General features: G+C 73.6%; 19 protein-coding genes. 7 read left to right on the top strand and 12 right to left on the bottom strand.

Annotated features, from left to right (window positions below; genetic code table 11):
• Positions 1–74 precede the first annotated feature (74 nt).
• A complete protein-coding gene (locus ACMXN5_RS44635; protein WP_439680584.1) occupies positions 75–1,751 on the top strand; it encodes an alpha/beta fold hydrolase in 1,677 nt (558 codons plus the stop codon).
• A 42-nt stretch (positions 1,752–1,793) separates the two neighbouring features.
• Here ACMXN5_RS44635 and ACMXN5_RS44630 read toward each other — a convergent pair whose 3' ends face one another.
• From ACMXN5_RS44630 to ACMXN5_RS44610, 5 genes are all read right to left on the bottom strand, one after another.
• A complete protein-coding gene (locus ACMXN5_RS44630; protein WP_439680583.1) occupies positions 1,794–3,209 on the bottom strand; it encodes an amidase in 1,416 nt (471 codons plus the stop codon).
• A gap of 104 nt (positions 3,210–3,313) precedes the next feature.
• On the bottom strand, positions 3,314–4,078 hold the full coding sequence (locus ACMXN5_RS44625) for a glycosyltransferase (protein ID WP_439680582.1): 765 nt from the start codon (positions 4,076–4,078) through the stop codon (positions 3,314–3,316).
• A complete protein-coding gene (locus tag ACMXN5_RS44620; RefSeq protein ID WP_439680581.1) occupies positions 4,075–4,719 on the bottom strand; it encodes an SAM-dependent methyltransferase in 645 nt (214 codons plus the stop codon). The genes ACMXN5_RS44625 and ACMXN5_RS44620 overlap by 4 nt, the downstream gene beginning before the upstream one ends.
• Entirely contained in the window at positions 4,716–5,531 is an 816-nt protein-coding gene (locus ACMXN5_RS44615) for a PIG-L deacetylase family protein (RefSeq protein ID WP_439680580.1), read from the bottom strand. The genes ACMXN5_RS44620 and ACMXN5_RS44615 overlap by 4 nt, the downstream gene beginning before the upstream one ends.
• Positions 5,528–6,595, bottom strand: a complete 1,068-nt coding sequence (locus ACMXN5_RS44610; protein ID WP_439680579.1) for an acyl-CoA dehydrogenase — start codon at positions 6,593–6,595, stop codon at positions 5,528–5,530. The genes ACMXN5_RS44615 and ACMXN5_RS44610 overlap by 4 nt, the downstream gene beginning before the upstream one ends.
• Positions 6,596–7,054: 459 nt before the next feature.
• Here ACMXN5_RS44610 and ACMXN5_RS44605 point away from each other — a divergent pair, with 459 nt between their 5' ends.
• Both ACMXN5_RS44605 and ACMXN5_RS44600 read left to right on the top strand, forming a co-directional pair.
• Complete coding sequence (locus ACMXN5_RS44605; RefSeq protein ID WP_439680578.1) at positions 7,055–7,459, top strand: ATP-binding protein; 405 nt, start codon at positions 7,055–7,057, stop codon at positions 7,457–7,459.
• Between the two features lie 64 nt (positions 7,460–7,523).
• Positions 7,524–9,008, top strand: a complete 1,485-nt coding sequence (locus ACMXN5_RS44600; protein WP_439680577.1) for an aminotransferase class I/II-fold pyridoxal phosphate-dependent enzyme — start codon at positions 7,524–7,526, stop codon at positions 9,006–9,008.
• An 8-nt stretch (positions 9,009–9,016) separates the two neighbouring features.
• Here ACMXN5_RS44600 and ACMXN5_RS44595 read toward each other — a convergent pair whose 3' ends face one another.
• Entirely contained in the window at positions 9,017–9,859 is an 843-nt protein-coding gene (locus ACMXN5_RS44595; protein WP_439680576.1) for a sigma-70 family RNA polymerase sigma factor, read from the bottom strand.
• A 436-nt stretch (positions 9,860–10,295) separates the two neighbouring features.
• Here ACMXN5_RS44595 and ACMXN5_RS44590 point away from each other — a divergent pair, with 436 nt between their 5' ends.
• From ACMXN5_RS44590 to ACMXN5_RS44575, 4 genes are all read left to right on the top strand, one after another.
• A complete protein-coding gene (locus ACMXN5_RS44590; RefSeq protein WP_380002322.1) occupies positions 10,296–10,466 on the top strand; it encodes a hydrophobic protein in 171 nt (56 codons plus the stop codon).
• A 278-nt stretch (positions 10,467–10,744) separates the two neighbouring features.
• Positions 10,745–11,029 (top strand): DUF6479 family protein, encoded by a 285-nt coding sequence (locus tag ACMXN5_RS44585; RefSeq protein WP_439680575.1) that lies wholly within the window; start codon positions 10,745–10,747, stop codon positions 11,027–11,029.
• A 59-nt stretch (positions 11,030–11,088) separates the two neighbouring features.
• Positions 11,089–11,529, top strand: coding sequence for a response regulator (locus ACMXN5_RS44580; RefSeq protein WP_439680574.1), 441 nt, complete (start codon positions 11,089–11,091; stop codon positions 11,527–11,529).
• Between the two features lie 87 nt (positions 11,530–11,616).
• Entirely contained in the window at positions 11,617–12,177 is a 561-nt protein-coding gene (locus ACMXN5_RS44575; RefSeq protein WP_439680573.1) for a type 1 glutamine amidotransferase domain-containing protein, read from the top strand.
• Positions 12,178–12,279: 102 nt separating this feature from the next.
• On the opposite strand, the gene ACMXN5_RS44570 is transcribed toward ACMXN5_RS44575, so the two are convergent.
• The 6 genes from ACMXN5_RS44570 to ACMXN5_RS44545 all read right to left on the bottom strand — a co-directional run bounded on the left by ACMXN5_RS44570 (position 12,280) and on the right by ACMXN5_RS44545 (position 19,533).
• The gene (locus tag ACMXN5_RS44570; RefSeq protein ID WP_380002326.1) at positions 12,280–12,603 is read right to left on the bottom strand and encodes a plasmid stabilization protein; all 324 of its coding nucleotides are present in this window, start codon (positions 12,601–12,603) and stop codon (positions 12,280–12,282) included.
• Between the two features lie 100 nt (positions 12,604–12,703).
• Positions 12,704–13,714 carry an SDR family oxidoreductase gene (locus tag ACMXN5_RS44565; protein WP_439680572.1) on the bottom strand — a complete coding sequence of 337 codons (1,011 nt, stop codon included), beginning with the start codon at positions 13,712–13,714 and terminating at the stop codon, positions 12,704–12,706.
• Positions 13,711–15,471 (bottom strand): glycoside hydrolase family 15 protein, encoded by a 1,761-nt coding sequence (locus ACMXN5_RS44560; RefSeq protein ID WP_439680571.1) that lies wholly within the window; start codon positions 15,469–15,471, stop codon positions 13,711–13,713. Before ACMXN5_RS44560 ends, ACMXN5_RS44565 begins: the two co-directional genes overlap by 4 nt.
• Before the next feature lie 12 nt (positions 15,472–15,483).
• On the bottom strand, positions 15,484–16,587 hold the full coding sequence (locus ACMXN5_RS44555; protein ID WP_439680570.1) for an enolase C-terminal domain-like protein: 1,104 nt from the start codon (positions 16,585–16,587) through the stop codon (positions 15,484–15,486).
• Positions 16,584–19,079 (bottom strand): GMC oxidoreductase, encoded by a 2,496-nt coding sequence (locus ACMXN5_RS44550; protein ID WP_439680569.1) that lies wholly within the window; start codon positions 19,077–19,079, stop codon positions 16,584–16,586. The genes ACMXN5_RS44555 and ACMXN5_RS44550 overlap by 4 nt, the downstream gene beginning before the upstream one ends.
• Positions 19,069–19,533, bottom strand: coding sequence for a hypothetical protein (locus tag ACMXN5_RS44545; RefSeq protein ID WP_439680568.1), 465 nt, complete (start codon positions 19,531–19,533; stop codon positions 19,069–19,071). The genes ACMXN5_RS44550 and ACMXN5_RS44545 overlap by 11 nt, the downstream gene beginning before the upstream one ends.
• Positions 19,534–19,536: the final 3 nt, after the last annotated feature.

The raw sequence follows: 19,536 nt of genomic DNA, 5'->3' as shown, positions 1-19,536 counted from the left end.
ATCCACTCCGGCCCACGCCTGTCCGCAAAATAAGTAGATCGGTCTACCGATCTCCATGTCACCCAAGGAGCCCCATGGACGCCATCGTCTTCGGTGCGACCGGCTTCATCGGCCGTGCCCTCGTCGCCGAGTTGTTGGGCCGAGGCCAACACGTGGCCGCCGCCGTCCGCAGCGACACCCTCACCCCCTGGCTCGCCTCCCGAGGCGTCGACACCGGCGGCCTCAGCGTCGTCCGGGCCGACATCACCCGTCCGCTCACCGCGCTGCCCGAGGTGTCCGACGTCTACAACACCGCCGGGCGCTACGCCTTCGGCCTGGACGAGGCCGAGGCGCGCGCCGTCAACGTCACCGGTGCGCTCAACGTGCTCGAATGGGCCGCCTCCCTACCCGGGCTGCGCCGCCTGGTCCACGTCAGCGGATACCGGGTCAGCGCCCCCGACGGCACACCCGACTACGCCGGATCCGGCGCGTACGAGGCGTCGAAGCTGGAGGCCGATCTCGCGATACGCGCCCGCGCCCGCGAGTCCGGCATCCCGCTGAGCATCGCCAATCCCGGCGTCGTCATCGGACCGGGCCAGTACATCGGCCTCGCGACCCTGGTCCGCGACCTGTGGCACGGCCGACTGCCCGCGCTGCCCGGCGGCCCCGACACCTTCGTGCCGATCGTCGCCCTCGACCACCTCGTCCGCTTCCTGGCCGAGATCCCGGCAGCGCCGGCGGGCGAACACCACTGGATCCTCGACGACACCACGCCCCCGCTACCCGAACTCGTCCGCACCATCGCCGACCACGCGGGCGTACCGGCCCCTCGGCACAACATCCCCGTCGGCCTCCTGCGCCGACTGCCGCGCCGGCTCACCAACGCCGACCCCGAGACGTTGTCCTTCCTGTCCACCGACCGCTACCCCACCACCTCCGCCCACACGTTCGCGGCCCGCGTCGGCCTGGCGATGCCCCCGGTCGACGATGCCCTGCGCACGTGGACCGACGACCTGGTGGCCGGCCGGTTCGGCACCGCGACGCCCTGGGCGAGCCCGTACGGCTTCCGCACCGTCGCCGGCAGCCCCACGTGGGTGGTCGGCGAACGACACCGCCCCGCCCACGTCCTCCTGCACGGCCTGCCGCTGAACGCCGACCTGTGGGCACCCGTCGCCGCCCACCTCACCGAACCGTTCCTGGCAGCCGACCTCCCCGGCCTGGGCCGCTCGGCCGCCGCACACTCCGTGGACGCCTGGCTGGCCGACCTGCTGCGCCCGGTCCGCACCCGCCCCGTCCTGGTCGCGCACTCGTCGGCCTGCGACCCGGCGCTGCGCTTCGCCGCCGCGCACCCGGAGCGCGTCGGCGCACTCGTTCTCGTCTCCCCGGCGTTCCTGCAACCTCCCGCCGCCCGCGTCACCCGCTCCGGCGCGGCCGTCCCGAGGTTGCGCCGGATGTCTCCCGCCCGCCTGGCCGAGGCACTCGGCGTCCCGGAGGGCCCGGCGGTGACCGGTGCGGCGGCCGACCTGCGCCGCCCCGGCGCGGCGGGGCGCGTGGTCCGCGCCCTGCGCACCACCGTCGCCGAACGCGAGCGCTCCCGGGCCCTGTTGACCCGCGTCCGCGTCCCGGTCCGTATCCTCGTCGGCTCGACGGATCCACTCGTCGTCCCGGTCGACCACCCCGTGACCGAGATCGCCGGCGCCGGCCACTATCCGCAACTCGTCGCCCCGGCCGAGGTCGCCCGCCACCTCGCCGGCACGGCCGTGGAAGCGTGAAGCGGTGCCCGCCCCACCCGCTCGCAGACGCCGTGGACGGGTTCAACCAAGGTGCGGACGCCGACGTCCGTAGCGGGTCGCGGCCTCGAAGGCGGCGCCGATCCGCAGGGCCGCCAGGTCCGAGCGCGGCGCGGTGACGATCTGGAGGCCCACGGGCAGGCCGTCGGGCGTGAACCCGGCCGGCACGGACAGGGCCGGCGCGCCCAGCAGGGTGACGAAGTACGCCGAGCGCATCCAGTCGAGGTAGGTGTGCTGGGCGACGCCCGCGACCGAGCGCGGGTATTCCAGCTCGGCGTCGAACGGCACGACCTGGCTGACCGGGGCCAGCAGGACGTCGTAGCGTTCGAAGAAGTCGATGCCGTCCGCGTACAGCCGGCTGTGCGCGATCGTCGCGCGCGCGAGGTCGGCCACACCGAGTCGGCGGCCCTCCTCGATGTTCCACACCAGGCTCGGCTTGAGCGCGGCACGCGAGGATTCGAGCACCTCGCCCAGCCCCACGTTGAACTCGTGGGCGCGCAGCGTGCGGAAGATCTCGTCGGCGTCGCGGAAGTCGGGGCTGTCCCGCTCGACCCGACAGCCGAGGTCGGCGAACACCGCGACGGCGGGCTCCAGAACGGCGAGCACCTCCGGATCCACCGGTACGCTGCCGCCGAGGTCGGGCGCCCAGGCCACCCGCAGGCCGCGCGGGTCGAGGTCGAGGGGCGCCGCGAACGCCGAGCCGGGCGTCTCCAATGCGATCGGGTCGTGCCGATCGGGCCCGGCCATCGCCGAGAGCAACAGCGCGGTGTCGGCGACGGTGCGACCCATCGGACCGGCCACGGACAGCCGCTCCCAACTGTTGCCCGAGGGCGCCTTCGGCACCCGGCCCGGCGTGGGGCGCAGCCCGACGACGTTGCAGAACGACGCGGGGTTGCGCAACGAGCCGCCCATGTCGCTGCCGTCGGCGATCGGCTGCATGCCCGCCGCCAGGGCCGCCGCCGCGCCGCCGCTGCTGCCGCCCGCCGAGCGGGTGGGCGCCCAGGGGTTGCGGGTGGTGCCGAAGACGGGGTTGAACGTGTGCGAGCCGGCGGCGAATTCGGGCACGTTGGTCTTCCCGATCCGGATCGCGCCGACCGCCAGGACGCGGGCCACCAGGGGGTCGTCGAAGTCCGGAACGTAGTCGGCGTGCAGCGGGGAGCCGTACGTGGTGCGCATGCCCCTGGTGTGGTGGGTGTCCTTGAACGCGATCGGCAGTCCGTGCAGCGGGCCGACGGCCTCGCCCCGCGCGAGCGCCGCGTCGGCCGCGCCCGCGGCGGCGAGGGCGCCTTCCGGGTCGAGGGTGACGATGGCGTTGATCGCGGGATCGACCGCCGCGACGCGGTCCAGGTGCGCCTGCACGACCTCGCGGCTGGACACCTCGCGCCGCCGGATGCGGCCGGCGAGGTCGGTGGCGTCGAGGTCGGGGATGTCGTCGGTCATGGGTGTCCTCACGCGGGCGTGTGGCGACGGCGGGCAACGAGGACGGTATCCACGAACCGGCCGGGAGCACCACGATGCGGCCGACCCGGCCTGCGACGCGGCGCTCACCGGCCCGGGCCCGGCAGCGAGTGGGGGCGGGTTGCCGGGCCCGCTTCGAGGGTGAGTGCCTGTTCGCGCAGGTCGTGGCCGAAGCCGCCCGGTGCTCGGCAGTCCAGGCGGGCCGAGGTGAGCACGCGGAGGGCGGACGTGCGCAGCACTCGGCGACCGGCCGCCTCCAACGCGTCGACCAGGGCGCGATCCTCGCCGACCACCAGCGGCGGGAATCCGCCGACCTCCAGGTACGCGTCGGCGGAGCAGCCGAGGTTGGCGCCGTGCACATGCGGCGAACGACCGGTCCAGGAGTCGTACCGGGCGGTGAACGCCGCCGCGCTGCCCGGCGGGTGTGCGCTCCAGTCGGCCACCCGCACGGTCCCGGCCACCGCGTCCCAACCCCGGGCGGCCCAGGACAACTGCCGGGTGAGCCAGTTCGGGGGCACCCGGCTGTCCGCGTCGGTGGTCACCAACCACACGTCCGCCGGGTCGAGTCGGCTCCGGCCCAGTGCCTCGGCGAAGCCGGCCGCGCGGGCCGCGCCCGCAGCACCCGCATCGCACTCGACCACCTCGGCCCCCAGCGTCCGGGCGATCGCGGCGGTGCGGTCCAGGCATCGGTCGGCGGTCACCACGATGTTCGTCGCCACCCCGCGCATCGCCAGGCGACCGCGGGCGGCGTGCAACGCGGCCAGGCAGCCGGGGAGTTCGCCCTCCTCGTCCCGGGCCGGCACCACCACGATCACGCCGCGCACCCGCCGGCCCGTACCCCCGGCGCTCACCGCAGCCCCTCGCGGGCCGCCGGGGACAGCGTGTCGGCGGGGGCGTCGGCACGGATCAGCACATCCAACAGGAAGTCGGGCTCACGGTGCTCCACCACCCGGACCAGGCCGGGCAACGCACGCACGGCGGCATGTACCCGCTCGGCGGAGAGCACGTGCTCCTCGGCCGCCGGCCGCCAGTGCACCGCGACGAGCGTGCCGCCGGGGGCCAGATCGGCGCGGGCCCGGGCCAACACATCGGCCAAGCGCGCCGGTTCGAAGTAGTAGAGGAACTCGGAGAGCACCACGAGATCGAAGGGGACCGCGCCCGGAGCGTCGGCCGGCGTCGGCCACTGCTCGGGCAGACGCCGGCACTCGACGGTGACGCCGGGCAGTTCGCGGGTACGCGCCCGCGCCTCGCGCACCGCGACCGACGCCAGGTCGCAGGCCAGCAGCCGTTCGCAGCGCCGGGCCAGCTCGGCCGTCAACACCCCGACCGAGCACGCCGGTTCGAACGCGCTGCGGTAGCGCTCCCGAGGCAGCGCGGCCAGGGTGAGTGCGTATTTGCGCCGGTCGTAGGCACGTTCGCCCAACTGCCAGGGGTCCGCGGAGTCCGCGTACATCTCCTCGAACCGGCGCGACGTGGGAGGAATCCGGCTCACCGGAACAGCACCTCGAAGTCCCTTTCGAAATGCGCGAGTTCCTCCGGAGGCAGAATCACCCGGTCGTCCGTGCCCGGCGCCGGCGGCGCGATCTGGCTCACGAAGCAGGCGATCGCACGCCGCTTGCGCCGCGCACCGTCGTCGGTGAGGTCGATCCGCACGGCCCGCGCCCACGGCACACGCGGATCCTCGGGACCGGCCCAGTGCCACATCCAGACCGGATACTCGACCAGCGGTGTCCCGGCCGCCGCACACGCCGCCGCGGCGATCCGGCCGGCCGCCTCGTGGTCGGCGTGCAGATCACCGGACCACGGCGCGGCGCACAGCGCGTACCCGGCCAGCAGCTCGACCAGCGCCGCGCGGGCCGCGGCCTCGTGTGCGGCGACCCCGGTGTCGGGCAGACCCAGCCGCACGATCTCGAACGCCGGCCCACCCGCCGAGAGCACCGCGAGCGCGCGCGTACTCTCCCCGACCCGACGCGCCGCCAACTCGGCCGGGGGAATCGGGCCGTCCGGGTGCGAGGCCTCGCCATCGGTGAGCACGACCACCCGAACCCGCTCGCCGGCCGCCGATGTGCTCGCCACCAGGCCGCCCACGCCCAGGACCTCGTCGTCGGGATGTGCCGCGACCACCACGAGTCCGCCGGTCGCGGGCGGCGCGATCCGGGGCAAGCCGTCCAGCCCGCGCCACCGGATCCAATCCCGCTCGGGCGTGCCCGGCGCCTGGATCGCGTTCACGGGTTCACACGTCGCGTCGACGAGGCGTCCGGGCCGCGCACCGAGATCGCGGTCGACCGTCGGCTCCGAACTCATCGGACGGTCGCCTTCGCTCGCTCGCCCCCGGTGCGCCCGGTCCGCTCGGCCCGCCCACCCGGCGCCGACGCCTCCGACGCCTCCGACGCCTCCGACACGAGCGTGCCGAGCCGCGCCAGGTCCCGTTCCGCGTGGTGTTGGCGGATGTAGACGGTGAGATCGGCGACCGCCCGGGCGTGCTCCCCGTCGTGACACAGCGGGCCGGCGCCCAGCGCCCGCCCCACCCGCTCCAACACCTCCGTACAGGTGCGTTCGACCAGGGCCCGCAGCCGCAACGCACGCACCTCGGCGGTGCCGGACCGGTCGGCCGGATCCGCGTCGATCTCCGCCGCGACGGCGTACAGCGCCCGCTCCGCCGTATGCAGGGCAAGGTCGACCGCACCCAGATGCGCCAGGCCGTGTGCGTCCAACCGCCCGGCCCGCGCGGCGGCCGTCAACGGGCGGGCCACCGCACGGGCACCACCGAACCAGCAGGCCGCGACGCCGGCGCCGCCGTGGTGGAACCCGGGCCGATCCAGGTAGGCGCCCACCGCGCCGAGCGGCCGGGCCGGCACCGCCGCCAATTCGACGTCCAGCGTCTGGCTGGCCGCCATGCCCACCGCCGGCCACGAGTCCGGCCTGGGCCGGTAGCCGACGTGGTCGAGGTCGATCCGGAACAGCCTCGACCCCTCCCCCGTGTCCGCGGTGACCAGAGCGTGTGTACACATCAGCGCGCCCGAGCAGTAGCGCCGGACCCCGTCCAGCACCCACCCCCCGTCCCGAGCCGTCGCGACCAGCCTGCTCCCCGGCGGCTCCGCGGCCCACACGCCCCAGCGTGACCCCTCCGGCACGGGCTCGGCGTCCGGTGCCACCTCGGCGATGATCGCGAGAGCGTCCGTATGCCCCTCCGCCAGCCGCCCCAGCGCCAGGTCCCGCTCGGCCGTCGCGACCAACACCCGCCACCGCGCGTCGGTCGCGCCGGCCCCGGGCAGGGCGAGGTTCGCTCCCGGGCCTGCCGCGAACTCGGCGAACCATCGACCCACCCGATCCGTGTGCCCGCCCGGCGACCCGTCGCTCACGCCCATGCCGCCGCCCCGCGCGCCTCGCACGTCCCTTGGATTCGCATTCACCCCGGCTACCCCCGGGGCGGACCCCTCATGCCACCGGTCCCCGGTCCCGTCGACACGGCGAGCCCACCCCACCCCGGCCGGGATACCGCACGGTAACCAACTCGTCGACGCGGCCCGCCCGTTGGGTGGAGTGCGGGGTGTGGCTCGTGAGGTGCCCGATGCCGGGTGTGCGGTCGGGGTGGCCGGGCAGAGGTGGGTGGAACCATCGGATCCGAGGACGTCGGACGCAGGTCGACAAGCGTGCCGCGACGCCGTCGCCGCACGTCCGACCCGGAGGTGCACGACGGAGGTGCACATCGGTTGCGGCTGTCGTGGTTCGGGCCCGCACCCCCGCGACAGATGTACGCACGCCGGCAACGGCACTCGCCGCCGGCGACGCACCGAGATCCGTCAGGATCGGCTGGAGTCCCGCACATGAACACCCTTCCCCGCACACCCTCTTCCACCCCGGTCCGGATCCGCTTCCGGGTCCTGCCGAACACTCCCGGCACGCCGGCGCGGGTCCGCGCCGAGGTGCGCGGCAGACTCCGCACATGGGGTTGGCCGGAGGAACGCGCGGACGACGTCGTCCAGGTCGTCTCCGAACTCGTGGGCAACGCCCTGCGCCACACCGACGACGAGGCCCACCTGCGGCTGACCCGCACCTCGGACGGCGTCGACGTCGAAGTGGCGGATCACCACCGCGAACTCCTCGTGCTCCGACGTCCCGCGGACGGCGACGGCGGCCACGGCCTCCACCTGCTCGATCTGCTCACCACGCACTGGACCGTCGAGCAACACACCACGGGCAAGCTCGTGCGCGCGCACATCCGTCGCTGATCCGACCATGGGCGGCGCCCACCCGCCGCGTGTCAGGCGCGGCGGAACGGGCATTCGGAGGTGCATGGATCAGTCGGAAACCCCCGTCCTGGACGCCCTGACCGCCTATCACGAACGGGCCTACACACCCTTCACCCCACCGGGCCACAAGCAGGGCAGAGGCATCGACGCCCACACGATGGCCGTCCTGGGGCGGGCCGTGTTCGGCTCCGACGTGCTCGCGACCTCCGGACTGGACGACCGCATGTCCACCGGTCGGGTCCTGGAACGGGCCCAGGAGTTGATGGCCGAGGCGGTCCACGCCGAGCACACCTTCTTCTCCACCTGCGGCAGTTCCCTCTCGGTCAAGAGCGCGATGCTCGCGGTCGCGGGACCGCACGAGAAGCTCGTGGTCTCGCGCGACGCGCACAAGTCCGTGGTCTCCGGGCTGATCCTCTCCGGCGTGCGCCCGATCTGGGTGGACCCGGCGTGGGACCCCGAACTGCACCTCGCGCATCCGCCCCGGGCCGAGGCGTACGAGGCCGCCTTCGCCGCCCACCCCGACGCCCGGGGCGCGCTGGTGACCAGCCCGACGCCCTACGGCACCTGCGCCGACCTGGTCGGGATCGCCGAGGTGTGCCATCGGCACGGCCGCCCCCTCATCGTCGACGAGGCGTGGGGCGCGCACCTGCCCTTCCATCCCGATCTGCCCACGTGGGCGATGGACGCCGGCGCCGACGTCTGCGTGACCAGCGTGCACAAGATGGGCGGTGGGCTCGAACAGAGTTCGGTCTTCCACCACCAGGGCGACCTGGTCGATCCGCACGTCCTGCGCGCCCGCGCGGACCTGCTCGGTACGACCAGCCCCAACGTCCTGATCCACGCCGCGCTCGACGGATGGCGCGCGCACATGGTCGCCAAGGGCCACGAACTCCTGGACGCGGCGCTGGGTCGGGCGCACGACGTGCGCGCGACCATCGAGGACATCGACGGCCTGCATGTGAACCGCGCCGAATTCCTCGGCCCCGACCGCGCCCACGACCTCGATCCGCTGCAGATCATCATCGACATCTCCGCGCTGGGCCCGACCGGCTACGCCGCCGCCGACTGGCTGCGCGAGCAGCACCGGATCAACCTCCACGTATCCGACCACCGCCGGATCAGCGCGCAGCTGACCTACGCCGACGACGACCGCACCACCGCGACGCTCACCCACGCCCTGCGCGCCCTGGCCGCGACACCGCCGATGTCGGCCTCCGCACCGGCACCGATCCACGTCCCCGGTCCGCGTGAACTACGCCTGGAACAGGAGCAGTTGCCCAGGGACGCGTTCTTCGCCGAGACCGAGCAGGTGTCCGCCCGCGCGGCGATCGGTCGGGTCTGCGCCGAAATGCTCACCCCGTACCCGCCGGGCATCCCCGCCGTCCTGCCGGGCGAACGCCTCACCCGTCCCGTCGTCGACTACCTGACCTCGGGAGTACACGCCGGCATGGTCGTCCCGGACGCCGTGGACCCCGGGCTGGACACCATCCGTGTCGTGGCCGACCGTACGAACAGCCGGCGCGCGTAGCGGCTCGCTCAGCCCTTCGCCCCGACGGCGCACGCCGCCGCCGAGCCCGCGCCCGTCGGCCCGAGCATGCCCGCCCGCAGGGTGGTGAAGGCGCGGCTGAGCAGGCGCGAGACGTGCATCTGGGACAGTCCCAGCCGGTCGCCGATCTCGGCCTGGGTGAGGTCGTCCCAAAAGCGCAGCTTGAGGATGCGGCGGTCGCGTTCGCCGAGTTCGGCGATCAGCGGGCGCAACGATTCGCGGTCGACGACCAGATCCAGCGCCGGGTCGGGGGCACCGTGCCGGTCGTGCCCGGTGCCGCCGCCGTCGCCGCGCTCGGTCTCGGGGGCCGAGGTGTCCAGGGATTCGGTGCGCAGCGCCGCGCCCAGTTCCAGGCCCATGCGCACGGTGTCCCGGTCCAGGTCGAGGTGGCGGGCGAGTTCGGCGTGGTCGCAGTCGCGGCCCAGGCGGGCGCCGAGTTCGTCCCGGGCGCGGACCAGCTTCAGGTACAGCTCCTGCTCACCGCGGCACGCGTGCACGGCCCAGGTGTGGTCGCGGAAGTAGCGCTTGAGTTCGCCCGCGATGGTCGGGACGGCGTAGGCGAGGAATCCGGAGCCGCGACCGGGGCGGTAGCCGTCGACCGCCTTGATCAGGCCGATCGCGGCGACCTGGCGCAGGTCCTCGCGCAGGTCGGTCCGGCGGGTGTAGCGGGCGCAGGCGTAGGCGACCAGGTTGAGGTTGTCCTCGACGATGTCGTTGCGCAGTCGGGCGTACGCGTGGGTGCCGGGTTCCAGGGTCGCGAGACGGGTGAGGTTGCGGTCGGTCTCGGCACGCAGGTGCGCGCGGGCTTCGGCGTTGTTGCGGCGATCGGTCATCGCGAAACGGGCCTCCGAACGAGGATGCGACGGACGCCGGGGGCCCTGGGTGGGTGAACGTCGAGCACGGCCCGGGGCGGGGCCGCCCTTTGATCCCTTCCACCTCATGGCCCGCCCACACCCCGTGAAGGGGAGCGGGCGGGCGACGCCCAGCGGCACGGAACCGGCGGGAACGAGGCCCAGTACACGGGGCGCCATCCGGGGCGTCGCCGTATCACGCTGTCCGCCGGCCCGATGACACAGGGACATTTCCAGGGGAACACACGGCCGCCCGAACTTCGCGCCGACCCGCCGCGCGGAAATCCGCGAGGATCGCCGCGGAACGTCGGGGAACACCGGGCTTCACCGAGGCCCGCCGAAAATCGTCGGTAAAACCTGGCCGCCCTCAGGAATGGGCACCGAGGACCGGGGCACGCACGGAGCGGAGGTGCAAACCATGATTCCCCTTCTTCTCGTCCTGCTTCTGGCCCTGATCCTCTTCGGCGCCGGATTCGCGCTCAAGGTGCTGTGGTGGGTCGCCGTAGCCGTCCTGGTCATCTGGCTGCTGGGCTTCCTGTTCCGCTCGACCGGCACCGGCGGAAGCCGAGGCCGCTGGTATCGCTGGTAATCCGAAATACGCGCCCCGACGGCGCGGCCTCCGGAAGGCGGGGCGAGGGTGCGTTGCGTTCGGATTCCGAACATCCGCACCAGCGCACCCGCCTTTCCCATACATATCGGTATTCCCACGAGCCCCGTGGACCACGGCACGGATTCGCGCCGGCGGGTATTTCCGTCGGTCGGGGCGAATTCCCGTCGATTCGGGTCCGCCGTCCGCGCCGTGGCGCAGGCCACGAAAAAATCACCGCCGCACCCGGTGCCGACACGAAGTCGGGGTAGCCGTGCGGCATGACAAACGTGACGCCCCTTGCCGCGGTGGGCATCGCCGCCGTGCTCCTGCTCGCCGTACTGCTCATCATCCCGGTGGTGGCCGGTGTCCGCCGCAAGCGCCGCCCGCCGCCCCCGCCGCCGCACGGCGGGGTTGCGAGCGGCCCGGCGACACGCGACGACATCGGCAGGCGGGAACCCTCCGAGGTTCCTCGGGACGGCCACCGGCGCGGCCCGCACGAGCAGCCCGGCTTCGGCAATCTCGGCTCCCGCCCCGCCGACCCGGGCCAGGACGGCCGGGGCTGATGGTCGGGTACCGGCCGGGACCCGGTTTGACGGGACCGGTCTCGGGCCAGACTTCGGGGGTGAACGAGCGTGGGGTGGCGATCGAGGTCCTGCTGGTCGAGGACGATCCCGGGGACGTGCTGCTGACGCGGGAGGCATTCGCGGACAGCGTCCCCAGTTCCCTGCGCGTGGTGGGCGACGGTGTCGCGGCCCTGGACTTCCTGTACCGACGCGCGGGCTACGAGGACGCGCCCCGGCCGGACCTGATCCTGCTGGATCTCCAGTTGCCCCGGATGGGCGGCCGCGAGGTGCTCGAACACCTGAAGGCCGATACCGACCTGCGGCGGATACCCGTGGTGGTACTCGCCTCCTCGTCCGCCGAGGAGGACATCCTGCGCAGCTACGACCTGCACGCCAACGCGTACGTGACCAAGCCCGTGAACCTGGACGACTTCGTGGCGACCGTCCGCGGGGTCGACGACTTCTTCCGCTCGATCGTGCGCCTGCCCGACCAGATGTGAACACGGGGCAGCGCACCACACGGCCGCGGCCGACGAATCGGCGCCGTGACCGTGCACCGTGAACCGTGAATCGAAAGGCCCGGCACCATGACCGAAAACGACCTGACCGACCGGCGCGTCCTGGCGATCGTCACCAACTACGGGGTCGAGCAGGACGAACTGGTCGTCCCCGTTCGGGAACTGCGCGAGTCCGGCGCGGAGGTGGCCATCGCGGCGCCCTCGGCGGAGCCGATCCGCACGCTCGTGAGTGACAAGGACCCGGGCGTGGCCGTGGAACCCACGCTCGTCCTCACCGACGTGGACCCCGCCGGCTACGATCTGCTGCTCGTACCCGGCGGCACGCTCAACGCCGACTCGCTGCGGCTGAACGACACGGCGCTCGCGATCGTGCGCTCGTTCACCACGTCCGGCCGCCCCGTGGCCGCCATCTGCCACGGCCCGTGGTTGCTGGTCGAGGCCGACGTCGTCCGCGACCGCACGCTGACCTCGTATCCCTCGGTCGCGACGGACATCCGCAACGCCGGCGGCCGCTGGCTCGACGAGTCGGTGGTCCGCGACGACACGGGCGACTTCGTCATGATCACCTCACGCAACCCGGGCGACATCAAGGACTTCCTCGGCCAGATCGAAACGATCCTCGGCCGCTGAACGGCTGCCGGTAGCCGACCACCGCTACGCGAAACCGCCCCCGCCGACACTCGTCGATCGGGGGCGGTTTCGCGTTGGTGCGAAGGTGCGGCCGGGCGGCGCTCAGTTGCCGAGCGCCTGCTGGAGCTGCTTCTTGTTCATCGAGGAACGGCCTTTGATATTGCGGCGTTTGGCGTCCGCGTAGAGCTGGTCGTAGGTGGGCCCGGTGGATCCGGAGTGCGAATGTTTGCCGCCTCGACGACTGGCCGGCATGTCTTTCAGCGACGTGCGGCTCGCGGTCTTGGACTCGCCCGCCTGGGCACGTTCCTTGTTCACCGTGCGGGCCGCGATCTCCTCGGCGCGCTTGGTGGATTCACCACGCTTCTTCGCACTGTCCTTGATGTGCTCGTACTGTCGTTCCCGCTTGGGACTCGATCCCCTGGGCATGGCGCCCCTCCTGTCTCACCGAGTGAAAATCGGACAACACGGCCCGTACCCGGCCTGTCCACGAGCATGCGGCCCGGCGCCGTGGCCGCGGGTCCTCGGGTCAGCCGGTGCGGCGACGCACGATCACCGCCGCGGCCAGGGCGAGGGCCGCCGTGCCGCACAGCGGGCCCGCGTGGTGGGCCGACCACTGTTGGAGGCTGCGGGCGTGGGCCCGATCGTCGAAGTCGCCATGGGCGCCCCGGTCGGTTCCGGGCGCGTCGTCCAGCGGTCGGTCCAGGTTGTCGGGCCGGTCCTCGTCGCTCGGGTGGTCGGTTTGTTGGGAGGCGTACCCGGTGCGGGCCAGGTAGCGGTCGAGGAGCGCGGGGAAGGCGCGGTTGGCCGCCACGGTCGCGACGGTGGAGGCGCCGACCCGGTATTCGCGGCGGCGGGGGTGGTCGGCGGCGTACACCACCGCGCGTGCGGCGACCTCGGGCTGGTAGATCGGCGGCACCGGTTGCGGCATGCGGGACAGGCGGTTGCGTACCCAGGAGAACTGGGGTGTGTTGACCGCGGGCATCTGCACCACGGTGATCCGCACCCGGCTGCGGTCGTGCAGCAGTTCGGTACGCACCGAGGAGGTGAAGCCGTTGATGGCGTGCTTGGCGCCGCAGTAGGCCGATTGCAGGGGGATGGCCCGCTCCCCCAGCGCCGAGCCGACCTGGACGACGGTGCCGCTGTTGCGCGGGCGCATTCGGCGCAGCGCGGCGCGGGTTCCGTTGACGTAGCCCAGGTAGCTGACCCGGGTGACCCGTTCGTACTCGTCGGGCTCGATCTCGGTGAACGGGGCGAACACGGAGGCGAAGGCGACGTTGACCCACACGTCGATCGGGCCGAGTTCGGCCTCGACCCGGGCGGCGGCGGCCTCGACTTGGCCGTGGTCGGCGACGTCGGTGGGAATCACGAGCGCGCTGCCCCCGGCGGCCCGGATTTCGGCCGCGGCCGCCTCCAGTCCGGCGCGGCCCCGGGCGAGCAGCGCGACCCGGTCGGTGCGGGCGCCGAACAGTCGGGCGGTGGCGCGGCCGATGCCGGCGCCGGCGCCGGTGATCACCACGGTGCGGGGCGTGTACGTCATGCCGGTTCCGCCTTTGCGTCGGGCCAGGGCGCGGCCAGGCGCGCCGCGCACTCCAGCAACATCGCGTGCACGAACGCCTGGGGCAGGTTCCCGCGCATCTGTCGCTGTTCGATGTCGTATTCCTCGGAGTACAGACCGGGCGATCCGCACGCGGCGCGGTTGCGTTCGAACCAGCGCAGCGCCTCGATGTCGTGGCCCTGCTGGTGCTCCGCCAGGGCCACCACGAACCCGCAGAGCAGGAACGCGCCTTCGGCCTGCGCGAGGGGGCGTTCGTCGTGTCGGAAGCGGTAGGCGTAGTGGTCGTCGGCGAGTTCGGCGAGGTAGGCGTGCAGCGTGGCTCGGGTGCGCGGGTCGTCGGCGGGCAGCGCGCCGCGCAGTGGCGGCAGCAGCAGTGCGGCGTCGGTGCCGCGATCGTGCGGGGAGCGCTGCCAGTGGCCGCGCGGGTGCAGGTGGCTGCGGGCGGTGTCGGCGGTGATGGCGTCGGCGGCCTCGATCCAGTCGGTTCGGCCTCCGGCGTGTCGGGCCATGGCGCGCAGGCCGGCCGCACAGATGAGCCGGCTGTGCGTCCAGGGTCGCGGCTCCAGTTCCCAGATGCCGGCGTCGGGCCGGTGCCGGCGGTCGAGGACGGTCGCGGCGGCGATTTCGGCCGCCCGCCGGCCGTCGTCGTCGAGGCGGTCGAGTTCGGCCGCGGCGGCGAACAGCAGCAACGCCTCGCCGAAGACGTCGAGTTGGTACTGTCGGTTGACCCGGTTGCCGATCCGGTCGTGGCCGCCGGGGTAGCCGGGCAGGTCGAGTCTGCGCTGGTCGGGCACCGGGCCGCCGGCGGCGGTGTACGCGGGCCTGAGGTCCGGGCCGTGGTCGAGCAGCCGGGCGGCGACGAAGCGTACGGCATCGTCGAGCGGGGCGGACACGCCGGACACGGCGCCGGCTCGACCCGCGTAGCACTGGTCGCGGATCCAGACGTAGCGGTAGTCGTAGTCGCGCTCGCGTTCGGCGCGTTCGGGCAGGCTGGTGGTGGCCGCCGCGACCATGCCGCCGGTCGAGGCGGTCAGGCCGCGCAGCACGGCGCAGGCGTGCCGGGCGTCGCGCGGCGCGATGGTGGTGTCCAGGTCGGGGACGGCGCGGGCCCAGGCACGTTCGCTCTCATGCCAGGCGTGGTCGGCGTCGACCGGTGCGGGCAGCGGCCCGTCGCCGACCTCCAGGACCAGATCGTGGCGTGCGCCCGCGGCCAGGGTGACCTCGAAGCCCAGGCGCCCGTCGTGCGCTCGCGCCGCCGCCGCGCCGGTCCAGCGCAGCCGCAGGTCGCCGGCCCGCGTGTGCCAGACGCCGTGCTCGTCCCGGGTCGACGGCGGCGCCGGGTGCGGCCGGCCGGGGCCGGCGCCGGGTTCGAGCACGACACGCACGTGCGCCGGGCCGTGCACGGCGATGATCCGGCGCAGCAGCACCGCCCGCCGGCGGTCGCCGGGGAAGGCCAGGGCCTCCCGGCATTCCACGATGCCGGTGTCGGTGATCCATCGGCTGCGCCAGATCAGGGTGCCGGGCTCGTAGTGGCCGCCCCACACGAAGCGGTCGACGGGAGTGATCGCGTAGCCGCCGGTGCCGCCGATCAGCCGGGCCAGGATCGGGTCGGAGTCCCAGTGCGGCGCGCACATCCACACGATGTCGCCGCGCGGGCCGATCAGCGCGCCGCGTTCGCCGTCGGCGATCAGGGCGTAGTCGCGCAGGGCGTGCGGCGGAAAGTCGGGGGGTGTACTCATGGCGGTCCCGTCTCAGCCGACTCGGTGTCGCTCGACCCGGTCCGGGCGCGGGGTCAGGCCGTGGCCGGGGGCGGTGGGGTCGGGGGTGAGGGAGCCGCCGGCGGGGTCGAGAGTGCCGTCGAAGAGCAGGTTCTCGATCCGCACGTGGTCGTGGAACCATTCCAGGTGGCGCAGGTTGGGCACCGTCGCGGCGGCGTGCGCGTGGGCGTGTGGGGCGCAGTGGCCGGAGATGTCGAGTCCGTGGGCCTGGGCGAGCGCCGCCACGCGCAGCCAGACGGTGATGCCCCCGCAGCGGGTGGCGTCGGCCTGGAGGCAGTCGACGGCGTGTGCGGTGGTCATCGCGGCGAAGTAGGGCAGCGTGTAGCCGTATTCGCCGGCGGCGACGTCGGCGAGGACCGCGTCGCGCACGGCGGCGAGTCCGGTGAGGTCGTCGGAGGAGACCGGTTCCTCGTACCAGCGCACGTCGTGGTCGGCGAGCGCGCGCCCGACGCGCACGGCCTGTTTGGCGCGGTAGGCGCCGTTGGCGTCGACGTACAGGTGGGCGGTGTCGCCGATGGAGGCGCGGGCGCGGGCAACCCGGTCGAGGTCGCGGGCTTCGCGGGTGCCCCACGACTCGCCGATCTTGATCTTGACCCGGGGGATGCCGAAGTCCTCGGTCCAGGTGCGCAGTTGCCGGTCCTGCCGGCCGTCGTCGTAGGTGGTGAAGCCCCCGCTTCCGTAGACGGGCACCTCGGTTCGGGCCCGGCCGAGCAGGTCGGCCAGGGGCAGGTCGAGGAGTCGGGCCTTGAGGTCCCACAGGGCGATGTCGACGGCCGAGATGGCGCAGGCGATCAGTCCGGGCCGGCCCATGTTGCGGACGGCGCGGTGCATGGCCTCGTTGGCCGCGGGCACGTCCGACGCCGGGCGGCCGGTGACGATGCGGGCGAGTTCGTCGCGCACGAACGTGCCGGTGGCGGGTGCCGCGTAGGTCCAGCCGATGCCGGTGGTCGTCGCGGCGTGTGCCCGCACGAGGATCACGGTGGTGGCATCCCAGGCGAGTGTGCCGTCGGCCTCGGGGGCGTCGGTGGGCACGGTGTAGACCTCGACCGTGATCCGCTCCACGATGGGGCCGGTCATCGCCGCTCCGCCGGGCGTTCGGGGGCGCGCAGGCCGGCGCGGGCTCCGGCGGCGAGGCGCTGCGCGGCCCGGTCGACCAGCGCCATGATGGTCAGCGCGGGGTTGGCGCTGCCCTGGGTGGGCAGCACGCTGCCGTCGGTGACGAGCAGGTTGGCGACGGCGAAGCTGCGCAGGTCGCGGTCGACGACGCCGGATTCCTCGTCGGCGGCCATCCGGCAACCACCCACCAGGTGGGCGTAGCGGTCGATGGTGATCGTCTCGCGGGCTCCGGCGGCGCGCAGGATGTCCTCCATGACGTGGGTGGCGGCCTTGATCAGCTGCCGGTCGTTGTCGCATTGGGTGTAGTCGAACGCGGCGACGGGCAGCCCGTGCCGGTCCTTCTCCCGGGCGAGGGTGACCCGGTTCTCGGCCCGGGGCAGCAGTTCGCACAGCGCGCCGAGCGTGGCCCAGTGCACGTAGTCGCGCATGTAGGTGCGCAGGTCCTCGCCCCAGTGGCCCTGGGCGGCCACGTGCTCGGCCCAGGTGATCGGCAGCGGGGACACGGTCTGGATGGCGAAGCCGCGCCGGTAGGGTTTGGTGGGATCGCTCTCGTAGAACTCCTCGCTGGAGACCTCGGGCGGCGGGGCCTTGTAGGCGCGGATCTCCTGCGGGAAACGACCCGCCGTCTGCGGTGCGCCCTGCACCATGAGGTAGCGGCCGACCTGGTCGTGCCGGTTGCACAGCCCGTCGAGGAAGTGCCGGTTCGCCGAGTTGAGCAGCAGGCGCGGGGTCTCGATCGAGTAGCCGGCGACCGCGACGTGTCGGGCGCGCTGGCGGTATTCGCGTCCGCCGTGCCGGTAGCGCACGCCGGTGGCGTACCGTCCCTGCGCGTCGGTGTCGATCCCGACGGCCATGCAGTCCGCGCGGATCTCGGCACCGTGCGCGAGGGCGTCGGGCACGTGGGTGATCAGCGGCGACGCCTTGGCGTTGACCTTGCAGCCCTGGAGGCAAAAGCCCCGGTAGATGCAGTGCGGACGGTTCCCGAAACGTCCGTTGGTGATCGCGACCGGGCCCACCCGGGCCTCGATGCCCAGGGCCGCCGCGCCGCGCAGGAAGATCTCGCCGTTGCCGCCGACGGGGTGGGGCGCGTACGGGTAGGGGTGCGGGTCGCCCCACGGCCAGTACTGGCCGGCGACGGGCAGTTCTTGTTCGATGCGCGTGTAGTGCGGTTGCAGGTCCGCGTAGGTCAGCGGCCAGTCGGCGCCCACGCCGTCCAGGGTGTGGGTGGCGAAGTCCGAGGGGTGCAGGCGCGGTACGAAGCCGGCGAAGTGCACCATCGAACCGCCAACGCCGCGCCCGGAGTTGTTGGAGCCCATCGGCACCGGGTCGGCGCCGCCGATCACGCGCGGCTCGGTCCAGTACAGCCGGTGCGAGCCGGCCTCGTCGCTGATCCAGTCGGCGTCCGGGTCCCAGAAGGGTCCGGCCTCCAGGCACACCACGCTCCAGTTCGCCCGGGCCATGCGCTGGGCCAGGGTCGCGCCGCCCGCTCCGCAGCCGATGATCACGAGGTCGACCTCGTCGTCCGGGTCGTGCCGGCGCATGTCGCTGATCGCCCGCCTGTCGAAGCGGGTGCCGTCGTTGGGCAACAACCATGCGGAGGCGTTGCGTTCGCGTACCGCGCGGTCCGAGCGCAGGTTCTCCCGCAACGTCTCGCGGGCGGCCCGGCGGCGGCCGGTCCGTACGGCCGGCAGGCGCGGACGGGTCACCGGACGCACGGCGGCGCGGGGTTCGGCGGCCGGGCGGTCCCGCGCGACGGGGTCGGCGGGGTCGGCGTCGGCGACCTCCCAGGGCTCGCGGCGATCCACCCCGGTACGGGCGTAACCGCGCGGGTAGGCGGGGCCGCCGAAGCCGATCTCGTTCCAGGCCAGGGGGTGCGAGTAGAACGCGGTGCAGGCGTAGCGCGTCCACAGGCCCCAGACCCGACCGCCGGGCATGCCGTGCCAGTCGTCGGTACCTCGCTCGGCCACGGATCGGATCAGCCGGGCCTGCCGGGTGTGGTCGAGCGCGGCGAACGCGGCGGCGTGCGCGTCCCGGGCGTCCGCGTCCAACCCGGCGAGCGAGGCCCGCCAGGCCGGCCCGTCCTCGGGCATGTCCGCGTAGCGCCAGCCGTCGGTGCTGCCCTCGGCCAGCCGCTCGTCGATCATCTCCGGTACGGGGACGCGGGGTTCGTCCCACTGGGCGAGCAGGTGGTCGAGCAGTGCCGCCGCGCAGGCCGCCTCGGCGCGGGTGAAGAACCTCGGCGCGTCGTCGTCACGCGGGCGGGTACGGGCAAGCACCGCCTCGGCGGTGGCCCGGTCCCACGCGTCGGCCTGCGCACGCACGTCGTAGCCGGGAAAACGCCGGTTGCGCCCGCCCGGCGCGTCCCCCGGCGCGTCCTCCCCCGGCGCGTCCACTGGGGACCCGGTCCGGGTGCGCGCGTCCTCCCCCGCCGGTCGGCGGCGCTCACCGCCCATCGGCGTCCTCCCGGCGCAGGATGGCCGCCAGCAGCCCCATCCCGCCGACCATGGTCACCAGGAGCGGCGCGAACACGGGCGGTCCCATCTCCACGTTGTAGCGGGCCATCGACCACCCACCCGGCTTCTGGGCGACACCGCGCAGGTGCAGGTAGGTGCCCTGGAGGCCGTTGGCCACAATCGCCGCCGAGGCGATCGGCAGCGCGGTCTTGGCCATGCGCCGGTCGGCGAATCCGGCGACGCCCGCGAGGGCGCCGATCGGGCCGAGTACGACGGGCCACCACATCACGCGGTTGCCGAAGCCCGCGCGATCGTGTTCGAGATAGATCTCCGCCGCCGTCACGAGGGAGCCCGCCGCGGTGAGCAGCGCGAGGGTGCGCTCGAACCGTCCGTGCCGCACGTTGCGCACCAGGCGGTCGAGCGCCGGCACGGGGGTTGTGGCGTGGGTCGGCATCGA

Source organism: Embleya australiensis (genome assembly GCF_051903075.1).
Classification (GTDB): domain Bacteria; phylum Actinomycetota; class Actinomycetes; order Streptomycetales; family Streptomycetaceae; genus Embleya.
The sequence above is the reverse complement of the archived record's forward strand: the minus strand, read 5'-3'. Positions and strand labels throughout refer to the sequence as shown.

Excerpts from the sequence above, each read along its gene's own strand:
- ACMXN5_RS44545 (WP_439680568.1), bottom strand. The coding sequence starts at position 19,533 with ATGCCGACCCACGCCACAACCCCCGTGCCGGCGCTCGACCGCCTGGTG.
- ACMXN5_RS44635 (WP_439680584.1), top strand. The coding sequence starts at position 75 with ATGGACGCCATCGTCTTCGGTGCGACCGGCTTCATCGGCCGTGCCCTC.
- ACMXN5_RS44585 (WP_439680575.1), top strand. The coding sequence starts at position 10,745 with ATGACAAACGTGACGCCCCTTGCCGCGGTGGGCATCGCCGCCGTGCTC.
- ACMXN5_RS44590 (WP_380002322.1), top strand. The coding sequence starts at position 10,296 with ATGATTCCCCTTCTTCTCGTCCTGCTTCTGGCCCTGATCCTCTTCGGC.
- ACMXN5_RS44610 (WP_439680579.1), bottom strand. The coding sequence starts at position 6,595 with ATGGGCGTGAGCGACGGGTCGCCGGGCGGGCACACGGATCGGGTGGGT.
- ACMXN5_RS44615 (WP_439680580.1), bottom strand. The coding sequence starts at position 5,531 with ATGAGTTCGGAGCCGACGGTCGACCGCGATCTCGGTGCGCGGCCCGGA.
- ACMXN5_RS44605 (WP_439680578.1), top strand. The coding sequence starts at position 7,055 with ATGAACACCCTTCCCCGCACACCCTCTTCCACCCCGGTCCGGATCCGC.
- ACMXN5_RS44600 (WP_439680577.1), top strand. The coding sequence starts at position 7,524 with ATGGATCAGTCGGAAACCCCCGTCCTGGACGCCCTGACCGCCTATCAC.
- ACMXN5_RS44555 (WP_439680570.1), bottom strand. The coding sequence starts at position 16,587 with ATGACCGGCCCCATCGTGGAGCGGATCACGGTCGAGGTCTACACCGTG.
- ACMXN5_RS44565 (WP_439680572.1), bottom strand. The coding sequence starts at position 13,714 with ATGACGTACACGCCCCGCACCGTGGTGATCACCGGCGCCGGCGCCGGC.
- ACMXN5_RS44595 (WP_439680576.1), bottom strand. The coding sequence starts at position 9,859 with ATGACCGATCGCCGCAACAACGCCGAAGCCCGCGCGCACCTGCGTGCC.
- ACMXN5_RS44570 (WP_380002326.1), bottom strand. The coding sequence starts at position 12,603 with ATGCCCAGGGGATCGAGTCCCAAGCGGGAACGACAGTACGAGCACATC.
- ACMXN5_RS44550 (WP_439680569.1), bottom strand. The coding sequence starts at position 19,079 with ATGGGCGGTGAGCGCCGCCGACCGGCGGGGGAGGACGCGCGCACCCGG.
- ACMXN5_RS44575 (WP_439680573.1), top strand. The coding sequence starts at position 11,617 with ATGACCGAAAACGACCTGACCGACCGGCGCGTCCTGGCGATCGTCACC.
- ACMXN5_RS44630 (WP_439680583.1), bottom strand. The coding sequence starts at position 3,209 with ATGACCGACGACATCCCCGACCTCGACGCCACCGACCTCGCCGGCCGC.
- ACMXN5_RS44560 (WP_439680571.1), bottom strand. The coding sequence starts at position 15,471 with ATGAGTACACCCCCCGACTTTCCGCCGCACGCCCTGCGCGACTACGCC.